Here is a 14,176-nt window from a genome sequence, read left to right on the forward strand (position 1 = left end):
GTTATGAAGATCGGAGTTCCACGCGAGGTCAAGGAGCAGGAGTTCCGGGTTGCGCTCACTCCGGCGGGGGCCGGGGAGCTGGTCGCGCACGGACATGAGGTGCTGATCCAGGCTGGGGCGGGGGTCGGGTCGGGGTTCGTGGACGCCGACTACGCGGGTGTGGGGGCGCGGCTGGTTCCTGTCGATCAGGTCTGGTGGGAGGCCGATCTGGTGTTGAAGGTGAAGGAGCCGATCGCCGAGGAGTATCCGAGGATGCGGCGCGGGCAGGTGCTGTTCACCTATCTGCACCTGGCCGCGTCCCGCGAATGTACCGACGCGATTCTGGGTTCCGGGATCACCGCCATCGCCTACGAAACCGTGCGTGCCGCTGATGGATCACTGCCATTGCTTGCGCCGATGAGTGAGGTTGCGGGGAAGCTCGGTAGTCAGGTCGGTGCTTATCATCTGATGGCGCCGTTGGGTGGTGGGGGCATGCTGCTCGGCGGGGTGCCGGGAGTGCGTCCGGCCGACGTTGTGGTGCTCGGCGGTGGTGTCGCGGGGTCCAACGCGGCCTCGGTCGCCGCGGGCATGGGTGCGCGAGTCACCGTGCTGGACACCAACTTGCATCGACTGCGTGAGTTGGATGCACGGTTCGACGGCAGGATCGCCACCGTCGCCTCGAACGCCGCCGAGATCCAGCGCGCCGTCTCCGCTGCCGACCTGGTTATCGGCTCGGTGCTGGTGCCCGGCGCCCGCGCTCCGAAACTCGTCACCGACGAGCTCGTCGCCCAGATGCGTCCGGGGTCGGTACTCGTCGACATCGCCATCGATCAAGGTGGTTGCTTCGCCGGTTCACACCCCACCACTCACGCGAATCCCACCTTCCGTGTGCACAATTCGCTGTTCTACTGCGTGGCGAACATGCCAGGAGCGGTACCCCACACCTCCACCGTCGCCCTCACCAACGCCACGTTGCCGTACGTCCGCGCCATCGCAGACCTCGGCTGGAAAGAAGCCTGCTCCGCCCACCCCGACCTCGCCCAAGGTTTGACCGCGGACGCGGGCAGGTTGCTGTCGGTGGAAGTGGCTGCGGCACATGGATATACGACAGCAAAGCCGGTAGGCTTGGCAGGCTGAGGTTCGCGCACGCCCTCAGTCGTGCATGGCCTTTGGCTGAGGTCGCGAGTTGCCGCTGATGGCTATATGGCTATATGGCTATATGGCTATACGGCTGCGGGGCTGCGGGGCTGTGAGCTTGGCAGGCTGAGGTCTGCGCGCCGCTCTTGGAGGTCATCTGGCGTCGGCGGCTTTCATGACCGACGGCATTGACTGCGGGCTCGGCCGAGAGGTCTCCACCCTGTGCCGAACGGGCCCCCGGGATCTCGACCCGCTGGCCTGGTATTGCGTTGCGGGCCGCGTTCAAGATCAGGGGGAAGTGGTGTTGGCATCGGCCCCGAGAGGGCATCGACACCAGTTCCCCCTGATCTTGAAGGGCCGCTGTTCGCTTGATCCGCACCACTCCTCGCACACCTGTCGGCGGGTTGACAGGTGTGCGAGGAAAGAGCTTGGTGTGCGCGGTTATTCGTCCTCGGTGCGGTTTGCGCCGAGGTACCAGTCGGGCTCGCCGGTGGTGGGGAGGTCGTGCAGCTTGTCGGGGTTGCGGACGACGTTGATGGCGACGATGCGACCGTCATCGATGACGAAGGCGAAGACGCCGGTGTGGTTGCCGTCGAAGACGACGAGACCCGGGGCGCCGTTGACCATGACCGCGCGGCCCCACCCGTTCGCCGCGGACGGTGCGTGGTACCAACCGAGCAGCATCTTCGCGATGAGCTCGGCGCCGTGCACCGGCTGCCGGATCGCGGGGACCTTGCCGCCGCCGTCGGCGGTCAGGCTGACGTTGGCGTCGAGCACGCCGAGCAGCGCGCTGAGATCGCCGGAGCGCCAAGCGACTGCGAAGGCCGAGACGACCTTCTCCTGCTCGTCCGGCGAGGCGGGGAAGCGTGGCGTGCCGTCCTCGACGCGTTTGCGGGCGCGGGAGGCGAGTTGCCGGACGGCGGCCGGGGTGCGGCCGACCACCTCGGCGACCTCCGGGCCGGTCATACCGAACACGTCCTGCAGGACGAACGCGGTGCGCTCGGCGGGGGACAGCGATTCGAGGACGACCAGCAGCGCGGTGGTGACTCGCTCGTCCTGGGTGATCCGGTCGGCCGGGTCGTCCCAGCTGGTGACCTCGGGCTCCGGCAGCCACTCGCCGACATACTGTTCGCGACGGGCGCGGGCCGATCCGAGCTGATCCAGCGCGAGCCGTCCCGTGACGGTGCTGAGCCAGGCGCGCAGGTTATCGATCTGCCCCGCGGTCCCCGCCTCGTGCTGGCGCTGCAGCCGCAGCCACGCCTCCTGCACCACGTCGTCGGCGTCGGTCAGGCTGCCCAGCGTGCTGTAGGCGAGCCTGCGCAGATACGGCCGGTGCTCCTCGAACCGCCGAGCCAGTTCGGCCTGGTCGATGGGTTCGGGAGTGGAAGGCTGTTCGGAAGTCACTGCTGTTCGCCGTTCGGTCGTTCCGCCCCGCCGGGGCGTGAGTCCTATGAGTGCGTCACCAGGTTGACGACGCAGAGCATCAGAGTGTGACACGCCGCCCACCCCCAACCCGCCAAGCCCACCACCAGCGAGGTCTGCGTCACTGGCCCATGCCAGCCCGCATGATCGAGCCCGCAACCCGACTCCGCAGCATCGCTCACAGGTGCCGTCGACGGACTCCACCAAGACAGCAGAGCGGACGCGTCGAGCGGGACATGGTGGCGGCATCGGCCGGGTAACCCTCGGGACCATGTGCCGTTGATCATCGCGGGCGATGTTGCTTGGCGGTCGGGGGTTGGTGGGGTGGGGGTTGCGGATAGGCTCGGCGGGTGCAGAAGGGGAACTCGACGGCGGCGGGGCTGGTGCTCGGGTTTGCGCTGGATCGGGTGTTGGGGGATCCGCGGCGGTGGCATCCGGTGGCTGGGTTCGGTTCGGCGGCAAGTGCGCTCGAATCGGTGACGTATCGCGATCGGCGCAGTGCGGGCGTGCTGCATGAGGCGCTTTTGGTGGGTGGGGTTGTCGGGCTGGGTGTGGGGGTTCGTGGGCTCGGGCTGCCGGTGACCGCGCTGGCTACTTGGACGGTGCTCGGCGGGCACAGCTTGGCGCGGGCGGGTAGTGAGATGGCCGAGCGGCTCGAGGCGGGCGACCTGGATGGTGCGCGTGCTCTGCTGCCGTCGCTGTGCGGCCGCGATCCCGAGGTCCTCGACGCGGACGGATTGGCCCGCGCCGCACTGGAATCCATCGCCGAGAACACCTCCGACGCCACGGTGGCACCGCTGGTGTGGGGCGCGCTCGCCGGCGTGCCCGGCCTGCTCGGCTACCGCGCGATCAACACCCTCGACGCCATGATCGGCTACCACAACGACCGCTACCGCCACTTCGGTTGGGCCGCAGCCCGAACCGACGATCTGGCCAACCTCCTCCCCGCCCGCCTCACCGGCTTGCTCACCGTCGCCCTCGCCCCGATCGTCGGTGGCCGCCGCGCCGCCGCCCTGCACGCCTGGCGCCGCGACGCCGCAAAACACCCAAGCCCCAACGCCGGAGTAGTCGAGGCATCGATGGCAGGCGCCCTCGGCGTCCGCCTCGGCGGCCGCACCCAATACCGCCACGGCACCGAACTCCGCCCCACCCTCGGCGACGGCCCAGCACCGACAGTCGCGGATCTTCATCGCGCCGTACACATGTCGGAGGCCGTGCAGTTGGCGTCGGTGGCGGTAGCCGCGCTGTGGGCGATCCTCAGGCGCTAGGCCCCAGGCGTTCAGTTGCGGATCTCCATCGCGCCGTACGCGTTTCAGAGGCCTTGCAATTGGCGTCGGTCGCAGTAGCCGCGCTGCGGGCGCTGAGCCGAGGTGGTCAGTCGCGGCCGCGGCCGTAGCGGTCGGCTAGGCGCGCTTCGGTATTCGGGGCGGTGACGGCCGGAGTTGTTGTGGGGGTGGTGGATTCGGGGTCCGCGGGGGTGGTGGGTACGGGCTCGGCGGGGGCTGCTTTCTCTCTGCGGCGCTCGCGGATCTCGGCGTAGAGGAAGTAGCCGAGGCCTAGGGGCGCCATGATGCCGAAGGCGAGCCATTGGAGGCCGTAGGAGAGGTAGGGGCCTGCGTCTAGTTGAGGGAGGGGGGTGGGGGTGAAGACGCCGGGCTGGTTTTCGTCGAGTTGGAGGTAGCCGCCGCGTTCGCCGGTGGGGATCGGGGTGAGGGGCTGTTGCAGGAAGGTGGCTTCCTGGGTGGTGTCGATCGAGTAGACCTGCCGGTAGCCGTCTTGGACGGAGGGGTCCTTGCCGGGAGTGATGCCCTCGGACATCCGGACTCTGGCCTCGAGGCGCTGCGGTCCGGTGGGCGGGTCGGGGATCGGTGGCGGGCGGGAGCCGTCCACCGCCGCGACCAGTCCGCGGTCGAAGAGCAGGAGGCGGCCGTCGTCCAGCCGGAACGCCGTGAGCACGGAGTAGCCGGGGGCGCCGTCGAGGTGGCGCAGCCGGACCAGCACCGTCGAGTCCGGCAGGTAGGTACCGGCGGCGGTGACTTTGCGCCATTCGGTGTGTGAGTCGTCGGCGGGCGAGCTGCTGAGGACGGTGGTGATGTCGATCGGGGCGGCGTCCACCGAGTCGGCGATCAGTTGATTGCGGTGCGAGGTGGAGGTGTTCTTGCCGAGCTGCCACGGCGCGAGCACCGTAAAGCACAGGTAGGCGAACACGGCGACCACCGCGGCGAGGATCACCCAACTCGGCCGCAGCAGGAAGGTCAGCTTGCGCATCAGACGTGCCTGTCGAGTGCGGGCGCGGGCAGGCCGCGTGCGTCGCGCACCCAGTCGAGCAGGCCGGGCATCGCCGCCTCGATCTGGTCACGGACCAATTCGAAGTCCGCGGAATCACCGTAGTAAGGGTCGGGCACGTCAGGCCCGTCGGCGGCCGGGTCGAAACTGCGCAGCAGTCTGCGCCGGTCCGACGGCACACCGAGCCGCGCCAGTTCGCGCTCGTGTGAGGTGTCCAGCGCGATGAGTAGATCGGCGTCGCGATGGTCGGCACCGAGGGCGGCGGCGACATGTCCGGTCGGGTAGCCGTACTTGCGCAACGTGGCGTTGGTGCGCGAGTCCGCGTCGTCGCCGACGTGCCACGCACCGGTGCCCGCGCTGCTCACCCGCACCCGATCGGCCAGTCCCGCGCGGGACAGATGCGTCGCGAAGATCTTCTCCGCCATCGGAGAACGGCAGATGTTGCCGGTACAGACGAACGACACGTGCAGCTCACCCACGACAGCCATTCTGGCCGGTCGACCTACGGGCCCGCCACGTAGGGTGTGATCTCGTGCCCGAGGACAGCGTCGATCACGCGAAACTGCGCCACCACGGCGACGTGGACGCGCGTCCGGGCATGCTCGATTTCGCGGTGAACGTGCAGGGCAGCGCGCCGCCGGACTGGTTACGGCAACGGCTCGCGGCCCGGTTGGACACGCTCGGGCGGTATCCGAGCGCCGAGGAAGATCACACCGCTCGGTGTGCCGTCGCGGCGCGACACGGCCGCAGCCCGGACGAGGTGCTGCTGCTGGCCGGTGCCGCCGAGGGGTTCGCCATGCTGCCGCGACTCGCACCCCGGCTGGCCGCCGTGATCCACCCGTCGTTCACCGAACCGGAGCTCGCGCTGCGCGAGGCCGGTGTCGCGGTGACCCGGGTACTGCTGGAGCCGCCGTTCAGACTCGACCCGCCTGCGGTTCCGGCCGATGCCGACCTGGTCGTGCTCGGCAACCCGACCAACCCCACCTCGGTACTGCACCCGGCCGAAACCATCCGCGCGTTGCGCACACCAGGCCGGATCATCGTGGTGGACGAGGCCTTCGCCGACGCGGTGCCGGGCGAACCGGCCTCGCTCGCCGGATTCACCGCACCCGACCTACTGGTCCTGCGCAGCCTCACCAAAACCTGGGCCCTCGCCGGACTCCGCTGCGGTTACTTCCTCGGCGCCCCCGAACTCCTCGCACGCCTGAATCACGGCCGCGCCCACTGGCCACTCGGCACCCTGCAACTAGAGGCGATCACCGCCACCGCCGAGCCCGCCGCCGTCGCGGAAGAACAACAGCGCGCACAGGTCATCGCCGTCGAACGCAACGCAATGATTGATCGCCTGACCGAACTCGGCGTGCACGTCCACACCCCGGCCGAAGCACCGTTCCTGCTGCTCCGCGTCCCCGATGGCGAACTGCTCCGGAAACACTTGGCGGACAAGGGCATTGCCGTCCGCCGAGCCGACACCTTCCCAGGCCTCGGTCCGAACCACCTGCGGGTGGCGGTGCGCGGTGCCTCCGAGGTGGATCAGCTGATCGCCGCGATCCGAACGGCGGGTCTGTGGTGATCGCAGGTAGCCGGGGCCGCGATCACGATGCGCATGAATGGTTTCCAGGCGCGCACCCAGGAACACCCTTGCGACAGTGGATGACCGAATCTGAGGAGGGCGGACGATGACTACGTTGGCGGAGCTCATCGAGGTGCTCGACGCGGCTTACCCGCCGAAGTTGGCTGAGTCTTGGGACTCGGTCGGGCTGGTTGCCGGTGATCCGGGTGAGGTGGTTACCCGGGTGTTGTTTGCGGTCGACGCGACGGCGGGTGTTGTCGATGAGGCGATCGACTGGCGGGCACAGGCTTTGGTGGTGCACCATCCGCTGTTGTTGCGCGGGGTCGACACTGTCGCGGCCGACACGCCGAAAGGTGCACTGCTGCATCGGCTTATCCGTTCCGGATGTGCCTTGTTCACCGCGCACACCAACGCGGACTCGGCCGATCCTGGCGTTTCCGACGCGTTGGCGGCGGCAATCGGCCTCGCCGTCACCGGGCCGATCGATGCGAAACCGGAAGCACCCGTGGACAACTGGGTGGTGCAGGTGCCGCGAGCGCACACCGATGCTGTGCTGGCCGCTTTGTTCGCCGCCGGTGCGGGCGGTAGCGGGGACTATCGCGACTGCGCACTCCGAGTGCCTGCGGTGGGCCAGTTCCGGCCGATGTCACAAGCGAATCCGACGGTTGGCTCTATCGGCGAACTCCAGCATGTCGACGAGGACCGCCTCGAGGTGATCGCGCCACCAGCCGCCCGGGCCGCCATCCTGTCTGCCCTGCGTGCCGCCCACCCGTACGAGGACCCGGCCTACCACATCACCGAACGCGCCTTGCTGCCCTCGGCTGTCGGCATCGGCCGCGTCGGCACCCTCGCGGAACCAGAGTCGTTGCGCGCGTTCACTGATCGAGTCGCCGCCGCCTTACCGCCTACCGCGTGGGGTGTCCGCGCGGCAGGCGATCCGGATCGCTCCATCTACACGGTCGCCGTCTGTGGCGGCGCTGGTGATTCCTACTTGAACGCGGTGACCCGCCGCGGCGTCGACGCCTACGTCACGTCGGACCTGCGCCACCACCCGGTCGACGAACACCTCCGCAAAGGCGGCCCCGCCCTCATCGACGCCGCCCACTGGGCCACCGAATTCCCTTGGTGCGCACAGGCGGAACGGGTCGTCCGGGCCGGTCTGCCCGATCTGGAGACGCGCGTTTCGACGCAGCGGACCGATCCGTGGACCGTCAGCGCGCCCAGCTGACCGGGTTCAGTAGTTGCGCGGCTGCTGCCCCTGCCACGAGGGATCAGCAGGCTGCTGAGCGCCCTGCATGTTCCCGGCCGCCTGCCCGAGCAACTCGGTGACCTGCTGCTTCGCGAGATTCGACTCGGCACCGCACCAGGTGCACTGCAGTGAATGCTTGGTGCTCAACGGGATCAGCGGAATGAAGAACAGCGTGAACTTGGTGACCAGCTTGTGCAGCGTATGCGCCGCCGGATTGCCGCAACGCCCGCACACCAACGTGAGCACCGCCAGCCGCTGCACGTACTGACGCCAACCCCAGATCAACATGGAAAACCCCCGAAGCATCGAACTTTGACCCCGCAGACCTTACCGCTGCTTCGGCGTGTCGGGGCGTGTCTGCTGGATTGGTTTGCGCGGTGGACTGTTTCCGCGAGTCGACCGGCGTTCCGGGGGTACAACTACCGCATGAATTTCCCGGTGGACTTCGGCTTCGTGCAGTTCGGGTTGATCTTGATCATCCTGATCGGCGTCGCGCTGCTCATCTCCGGGCTGGTGCGGGCGCGCCGGGTCGGGATGCGGGCACTGGTCGCGCGCGGCGGCAGCGGATTGGTGATCCTGCTGGTCGCGGTGGTGCTGCTGTGGCTGGCGACGTTGTTGCAGACCTATCTTGGGTTGACCGGCGAAATCAAGGCGGCACACGTGGTGGCCAAACCGGTGCCGGGCCAGGAGCACCTGCTCGACATCGACCTCACCCTCTACGGCGACGACCAGCACGACGAGCAGCACCTGAAGTACCAGGTCGAGGGTGACACGTGGGTGCTGCAGGCGGGCGTCGTCGAACTGGAGCCCTGGGTGAACGCGCTCGGCTTCCACTCCGGATACAAGATCAGCCGGTTGTACGGCCAGCGACTGGACGGCGTGGCGACCACGCAGCACCAGATCTTCCTCAACGACGGCGACCAGGACTTCTTCAACGACATGCGGGAGGGTCGCTGGTGGACCGAGCCGTTCGTGCGCTCCGCCTACGGCAACGCGGTGATCGCCGTACCCGGTGAATACGACGTGTTCGTGTCGAGAGACGCCATCAAGACCCGCGCGCCCGCATAACGGTGACCGCGCCGCGCGGATCCTGGAGCCACGCCCGGGCAACCACCCCTGGCACACCGATTGGTGCGGCGTCGGTCAGCGGGGCCGGGTCGGCGGGGTACGGTTGAACACCGACCCATCCATAGCGTCCAGGAGTTTGTCCGCGTTGAATGTCGAACCACCGATCCAGGCCAAGCTGCTACAGCTCGCCGCTGTCGACGCCGAGCTGAATCGGATCGCGCACCGCCGCACCGTGCTGCCCGAACAGCAGGAGGTGGACCGGCTGGAGGCCGAGCGCAACGCGCACAAGGATGCTGCCGTCGCCGTGCAGATCATGCTGGACGACCTCGACCGCGACATCCGCAAGCTGGAGGGCGAGGTCGATGCCGTCCGCAAGCGCGAGGAGCGCGACAAGGGCATGCTGACCGCCGGATCGGTGAACGCCAAACAGCTTTCGGAGATCCAGCACGAACTCGGCAGCCTGGAGCGCAGGCGCTCGGTGCTCGAGGACGAGCTGCTCGAGGTGATGGAAAAGCGGGAGGCCTCCGCCGACGACTACCAGCACGCGGGCGCCCGGCTGGACAAGACCGAGCAGGAACTGACCGACGCGCAAACCCAGCGCGACGAGGCCCTCGCGGATCTCGAGGTGGCACAGGGCCGTTGCGACGCCGACCGGTCCAAGCTGATCTCGCTGTTCCCGGCCGACCTGATGGCGATCTACGACCGCCAGAGCGCCCAGCACGGTGTCGGCGCGGCCCTGCTGCAGGCCCGCCGCTGCGGCGCGTGCCGGATCGAACTGGACCGCGGCGAGATCGCCAGGATCGCGAAGACCGCCCCGGAGCTGGTCGTGCGGTGCCCGGAGTGCGGCGCGATCCTGGTGCGCACCAAGGAATCCGGGCTGTGATCGCTCGCACGGGTCGGGCGCTGCGGTGACCGAACGCGAGGTGATCGTCGAGGCCGACGGCGGTTCGCGCGGTAATCCAGGACCGGCGGGCTACGGCGCCGCCGTCTACGCCGCCGACCACGTGCGGGTGCTCGCCGAGCGCCGCGAGTTCATCGGCATCGCGACCAACAACGTCGCCGAATACCGCGGGCTCATCGCCGGTTTGGAGGCAGCTGCCGAACTCGGCGCCCAGATCGTCACGGTGCGAATGGATTCCAAGCTGGTCGTCGAGCAGATGTCCGGCCGCTGGAAGGTCAAGCACGAAGCCATGATTCCGCTCGCCGACCGAGCCCGCAGGCTGGTCGCGGGTTTCGAGCGGGTGAGCTTCACCTGGATTCCGCGCGCCGAGAACAAACACGCCGACCGGCTCGCGAACGAGGCGATGGACGACGGCGCCCTGGTCGACGAGGTGCGTACGGCCCGCGAGGCCGAAAAGCCCACGGCCGCACCCGTTCTGGAGGCGGTCGCGGCGCAGCCCGCGCCCGGCTGGACCGGTGCCACCGGCCGCCCGACCCGGCTGCTGCTCCTGCGCCACGGTCAGACCGAACTCTCTGTGCAACGTCGCTATTCGGGCCGCGGCAACCCGCCGCTCACCGATCTCGGCCGGGAGCAGGCCGCGCGCGCCGCGAAAATGCTTGCCGCCAAAGGCGATATCTCCGCAGTACTGACCTCGCCGCTGAGCCGTGCTCGCGATACCGCCGAGGCCGCGGCCACCGCGCTGGACGCGCCGCTCACCGTCATGGACGGCCTCATCGAGACCGACTTCGGCGAGTGGGAAGGCCTCAGCTTCCTGGAGGCGGCCGAACGCGATCCGGAATTGCATGCCCGCTGGCTCGGCGATCCGTCGCTGCCCGCCCCCGGTGGGGAGAGCTTCGACCAGGTCCGCGCGCGGGTGGACGCGGTCCGTCGTGACCTGGTCGGGCTGTATCCGGGCGCGAACCTGGTGGTGGTCAGCCATGTGACGCCGATCAAGACACTGCTGCAACTGGCGCTCGGTGTCGGGCCGTCACTGCTGTATCGGCTGCATCTGGATCTGGCGTCGATGTCGATCGCGGAGTTCTATCCCGACGGCGGATCGTCCGTGCGTCTGGTGAACGACACTTCGTACCTGTAGGAGCCGGGCGGAACGTCCTCTGCTTCAAGGCATTTAAGGCTGGCTACAGTCTGTCGAGGCGCGTCGGCCATTCGACCATCCGTGTTCACCTACCGGTCGCCGGATGCTCGGCGCCGGTCATCATGCTCTGTCATCCTCTGCCGAGGATGAGGTGGTCGCATCGTGCGAGCTTCGGGTCGGCCTGGTGGTTTCCGTCCGGATTCGCGGTACGGCGGTTGGGCAGCGTATAACAGTTGAGTCTCGTCGGCCGGGCAATACGGCCGGAGCTGGGTGTGGGTGAGAGTGAAAGTCAGTTCGGGCGAACGTTTTTCAGAGCCGCCGCGGAGCCGTGTGGCTCGTGTCTCAATCGTGGACGCATTGTGGCGCCGCGCACAGCTGTGTTGCGGACCCACCCATCCCATGTCAATGCTGAGTTAGCCATCGGGTAACCAGCGGTGATGAATTCCTCTACGCAGGCGTTTTCGCTTGCTGATACGGCGACCGCAGATTGTCTCGGGGGCGGTTCCCTCCCCGGTCCGGGCGAGCGCGGCAGTGCTGCCGTGCTCGCTTTTTCGAAAAGGAGAGAAGTGACAACGAAATTCAGGTCGATGGCGCTCGCAACGGCGGCCATCGCTTCGGTGGTCGTCGGTGCCGCAGGCACCGCGTCGGCGGCACCCACCGCGGTGCTCGGCGGCAGCTCCGGCATCGCATTCGACACCAACTCGGTGTGCTCGCTGACCGCGATCGGTCACGACGGCGCGGGCCGGCTCGTCGGCATCACCGCGGGCCACTGCGCGCCCACCGGCGCCCGGCTGATCGCCGAGCGCACGCCCGAGGCCGGCGTGCTCGGCACGGTCGCGTTCTCCGATGACGGCAAGGGCCTGGATTACGCGGTCCTGCAACTCGATCCGGCGAAGGTCACCCCGGTGCGCACCGTCGGCCCGACCACCATCGCGGGTGTCGGCGACGCGCCGGGTGCCGGCGCCACCGTGTGCTCCAGCGGCCGCACCAGCGGTACCGACTGCGGCGTCGTGTGGGGTCAGCTCGACGGCACCAGCATCAACCAATACTGCTCGAAGCCAGGCGATTCCGGTGGTCCGGTCGTCGTCGGCGATCGACTGGTCGGGATGAATCAGGGACGGCTCACCGGCATCGGCCCGGTCGGCTTCGACGTGCCGTGCACCACGGCCGCCAACCCCGTGCACTCGCCCGCCTTCTTCCAGCCGATCGTGGTGATCCTCGCCGCGATCAACGCCCAGGGCGGCGTCGGGGCCGGCTTCCAGCCCATCTAGTCGACCTCAGGAATTCGCCGCGGCCGCCAGCTCACGCAGCGCGGCCGCGGTGAATTCGTCGAGCGGGTAGAACAATTCGATCGCCAGCTCGGACAGCGTGACATCGGCGGGAGCGCCGAAGGTGGCCATCGTGCTGAACATCGACATCTCGCCCATCGGCGTGCGGATCCGGATCGGCACCTCGAACGGGCTCGGTTGCGCCGCATCAACTTTTGGCTGGTCCGGCGGATCGGACAGTTGCGGATAGCGGCTCACCTCGTCGTACAGCGCCGTCAGCTGCGCGTCGCCGTTCGCGCCCACCTGCCGGGCGAGGCGCTCCAGGAACAACTCTCGGACCTGGACCCGGTTGGCCAGCCGTGCGGCCAGCCCGTCGGGATGCAGCACGAGGCGATACACGTTCGGCTGCGGTAGCAGCAGATGGTCCGGGATTCCGTGCATCAGCACCCCCATCGCCGCGTTGCCGGTGACCACATTCCACAGCCGGTCGACGACGACCGCCGGATACGGTTCGTGCGCGGTCAACATCGTCTCCAGCGCGGACCGCACCGAGGTCAGGTTCACGTCATCGAGGCTGCTCTCCCGGTAGGCGGGTGCGTACTCGGCGGCCAGCAGCAGGGTGTTGCGGTCACGCAGCGGTACCTCCAGCGCCTCGCACAGGCGCAGCACCATCGCCCGGCTCGGCCTGGCGCGGCCGGTCTCCAGGTACGACAGATGCCGGGCCGAGGTGTCCGCCGACAATGCCAGGTCGAGCTGGCTGAGCCTGCGCCGCTGCCGCCACTCGCGCAGCAGCACGCCGACGCTCGAACGGGTTTCAACAAGTGCCACCTGAGCAGGCTAATCACCGGCGGTGTCGCGCGGCCATGACCTCTGAGGTCATTGAGACGCTCACCTCACATCGGTCACAGTGGCTCCGGGAGCCGATCGGCCCCGCCGACTCGATCAACAGGAGTTGGACATGAGCACGACCTTTCTGGCCACCCAACCCACGCTGAGCACCGACTTCCTGCGCACCGCACTGCGGGTGGACGGCTGGGGCACCGGTGCCTTCGGAGTCGTCATGCTGGCCGGAGCGGTGGTCCTGCGCGACCTGCTCGGCCTGCCCACCGCATGGTCGATACCGTTCGGCGTTGCCATGCTCGGCGGGGCGCTCGTGCTGCTGCTCATCGCGGGTGCGCCGGAGATTCCGTGCTGTCAGGCGTGCGCCGTTGTCGCGGTGAACGCGTTGTCTGCGATCGGAATGGTGGTGCTCACGTTGTCCGGTCTGATCGACCTGACCGGTCTCGGGATCGCGTTCATGTTCATCGGCGCTGCGGTGGTCGCGATCTTCGCCACGGTCGAGTTCGCGGGTTTGCGCCGAGCGGGGTACTGATTCGAACCGATGCGGAGATTCGGCTCGCCGAGCGTGGATCAACCTGTGCGGCTTGATGCACAACAGGACCGATCGCGGTGTCCTCGCGCCGATCCTGATGCACGCCATGGTCAACGTTTCCGCCGCGCTGACCCCTGCCTACGACGAACCGGTGATCCCGATCTGCCTCGGATTGCTCATGCTGGTGCCTGCTGTCGTCATGACGGTGGCGGATGCTAAAAGCGTTTGCGCAGGCAGTCGCCCGGCACGTAGAAAACTGGGGTGAACATCTCGACGATCGACATCCGGCTGTTGACCGCCGACGAGTGGGAAGTGTTCCGGCGGGTGCGGATGCGGGCGCTGGCCGACACTCCGCAGTACTTCGGGTCGACGCTGGCGGAAGCGCAAGCACGCACCGAGGAGGATTGGCGGGCGGCGCTTTTGAATCGAGCGCAGTTCATCGCCACCGCCGAGGGAGCTGAACTCGGCACGGTGGCTGGTATAGCTGACCCCGAACGTGATGGCGTGCACCTGATTTCGATGTGGGTGGCGCCCGAGGCGCGTGGTACCGGGGTCGGAGGTCTGCTCGTACGCGCGGTCCTCGACTGGGCCGTAGCGGGCGGACACAGCGCGGTCTGGCTGGAGTTCGCCGAGGGAAACACCGTGGCCGAACGGCTTTACCTGCGTCACGGATTCGTCCGGACCGGGGTGAGTGGCTTCGTCAGGCCGGGCGAGCCGCGAGTGGAATACGAGATGGTGCACAAGCTGTAGCGCGCCGAGTTTGCCTGCTCGGCCCCCGGGTAATCG

The 14,176-nt window shown here is 68.2% G+C and carries 16 protein-coding genes; 11 read left to right on the plus strand and 5 right to left on the minus strand.

Annotated elements, in window-relative coordinates:
- The first annotated feature begins 3 nt into the window (after positions 1–3).
- Positions 4–1,116 (plus strand): alanine dehydrogenase, encoded by a 1,113-nt coding sequence (ald, locus tag ACQPW1_RS14920; protein WP_433663303.1) that lies wholly within the window; start codon positions 4–6, stop codon positions 1,114–1,116.
- Between the two features lie 441 nt (positions 1,117–1,557).
- Here the strand turns inward: ald and sigJ are convergent, their stop codons facing one another.
- Complete coding sequence (sigJ, locus tag ACQPW1_RS14925; RefSeq protein WP_433663304.1) at positions 1,558–2,520, minus strand: RNA polymerase sigma factor SigJ; 963 nt, start codon at positions 2,518–2,520, stop codon at positions 1,558–1,560.
- Positions 2,521–2,888: 368 nt separating this feature from the next.
- Between sigJ and ACQPW1_RS14930 the strand changes: the two genes are divergently transcribed.
- Positions 2,889–3,806: a cobalamin biosynthesis protein gene (locus tag ACQPW1_RS14930; RefSeq protein WP_433663305.1), complete on the plus strand. Its 918-nt coding sequence runs from the start codon at positions 2,889–2,891 to the stop codon at positions 3,804–3,806.
- 106 nt (positions 3,807–3,912) lie between these two features.
- Here the strand turns inward: ACQPW1_RS14930 and ACQPW1_RS14935 are convergent, their stop codons facing one another.
- The gene (locus tag ACQPW1_RS14935; protein WP_433663306.1) at positions 3,913–4,806 is read right to left on the minus strand and encodes an SURF1 family cytochrome oxidase biogenesis protein; all 894 of its coding nucleotides are present in this window, start codon (positions 4,804–4,806) and stop codon (positions 3,913–3,915) included.
- On the minus strand, positions 4,806–5,312 hold the full coding sequence (locus ACQPW1_RS14940) for a low molecular weight protein-tyrosine-phosphatase (RefSeq protein ID WP_433663307.1): 507 nt from the start codon (positions 5,310–5,312) through the stop codon (positions 4,806–4,808). The genes ACQPW1_RS14935 and ACQPW1_RS14940 overlap by 1 nt, the downstream gene beginning before the upstream one ends.
- 44 nt (positions 5,313–5,356) lie before the next feature.
- On the opposite strand from ACQPW1_RS14940, the gene cobC reads away from it, so the two are divergent.
- Complete coding sequence (cobC, locus tag ACQPW1_RS14945; protein WP_433663308.1) at positions 5,357–6,397, plus strand: Rv2231c family pyridoxal phosphate-dependent protein CobC; 1,041 nt, start codon at positions 5,357–5,359, stop codon at positions 6,395–6,397.
- 106 nt (positions 6,398–6,503) lie between these two features.
- A complete protein-coding gene (locus ACQPW1_RS14950; RefSeq protein ID WP_433663309.1) occupies positions 6,504–7,625 on the plus strand; it encodes a Nif3-like dinuclear metal center hexameric protein in 1,122 nt (373 codons plus the stop codon).
- Between the two features lie 6 nt (positions 7,626–7,631).
- Here ACQPW1_RS14950 and ACQPW1_RS14955 read toward each other — a convergent pair whose 3' ends face one another.
- Positions 7,632–7,934, minus strand: a complete 303-nt coding sequence (locus tag ACQPW1_RS14955; RefSeq protein WP_433663310.1) for a hypothetical protein — start codon at positions 7,932–7,934, stop codon at positions 7,632–7,634.
- 138 nt (positions 7,935–8,072) lie between these two features.
- On the opposite strand from ACQPW1_RS14955, the gene ACQPW1_RS14960 reads away from it, so the two are divergent.
- The 4 genes from ACQPW1_RS14960 (at position 8,073) to ACQPW1_RS14975 (ending at position 12,021) form a co-directional block, all read left to right on the plus strand.
- Positions 8,073–8,714, plus strand: coding sequence for a hypothetical protein (locus ACQPW1_RS14960; protein ID WP_433663311.1), 642 nt, complete (start codon positions 8,073–8,075; stop codon positions 8,712–8,714).
- A 145-nt stretch (positions 8,715–8,859) separates the two neighbouring features.
- A complete protein-coding gene (locus ACQPW1_RS14965) occupies positions 8,860–9,597 on the plus strand; it encodes a zinc ribbon domain-containing protein (RefSeq protein ID WP_433665240.1) in 738 nt (245 codons plus the stop codon).
- Positions 9,598–9,622: 25 nt separating this feature from the next.
- Positions 9,623–10,750, plus strand: a complete 1,128-nt coding sequence (locus tag ACQPW1_RS14970; protein WP_433663312.1) for a bifunctional RNase H/acid phosphatase — start codon at positions 9,623–9,625, stop codon at positions 10,748–10,750.
- Between the two features lie 566 nt (positions 10,751–11,316).
- On the plus strand, positions 11,317–12,021 hold the full coding sequence (locus ACQPW1_RS14975; protein WP_433663313.1) for a S1 family peptidase: 705 nt from the start codon (positions 11,317–11,319) through the stop codon (positions 12,019–12,021).
- A 6-nt stretch (positions 12,022–12,027) separates the two neighbouring features.
- Here the strand turns inward: ACQPW1_RS14975 and ACQPW1_RS14980 are convergent, their stop codons facing one another.
- On the minus strand, positions 12,028–12,846 hold the full coding sequence (locus ACQPW1_RS14980) for a helix-turn-helix domain-containing protein (RefSeq protein ID WP_433663314.1): 819 nt from the start codon (positions 12,844–12,846) through the stop codon (positions 12,028–12,030).
- A gap of 130 nt (positions 12,847–12,976) precedes the next feature.
- Between ACQPW1_RS14980 and ACQPW1_RS14985 the strand changes: the two genes are divergently transcribed.
- From ACQPW1_RS14985 to ACQPW1_RS14995, 3 genes are read left to right on the plus strand one after another with little or no spacing between them, the layout of a single operon-like run.
- Positions 12,977–13,390 carry a hypothetical protein gene (locus ACQPW1_RS14985; RefSeq protein WP_433663315.1) on the plus strand — a complete coding sequence of 138 codons (414 nt, stop codon included), beginning with the start codon at positions 12,977–12,979 and terminating at the stop codon, positions 13,388–13,390.
- Between the two features lie 52 nt (positions 13,391–13,442).
- Positions 13,443–13,655 (plus strand): hypothetical protein, encoded by a 213-nt coding sequence (locus ACQPW1_RS14990; RefSeq protein ID WP_433663316.1) that lies wholly within the window; start codon positions 13,443–13,445, stop codon positions 13,653–13,655.
- Positions 13,652–14,140, plus strand: a complete 489-nt coding sequence (locus ACQPW1_RS14995) for a GNAT family N-acetyltransferase (RefSeq protein ID WP_433663317.1) — start codon at positions 13,652–13,654, stop codon at positions 14,138–14,140. Before ACQPW1_RS14990 ends, ACQPW1_RS14995 begins: the two co-directional genes overlap by 4 nt.
- Positions 14,141–14,176: the final 36 nt, after the last annotated feature.

The organism is Nocardia sp. CA-128927, from assembly GCF_050955855.1.
Taxonomy (GTDB): domain Bacteria; phylum Actinomycetota; class Actinomycetes; order Mycobacteriales; family Mycobacteriaceae; genus Nocardia.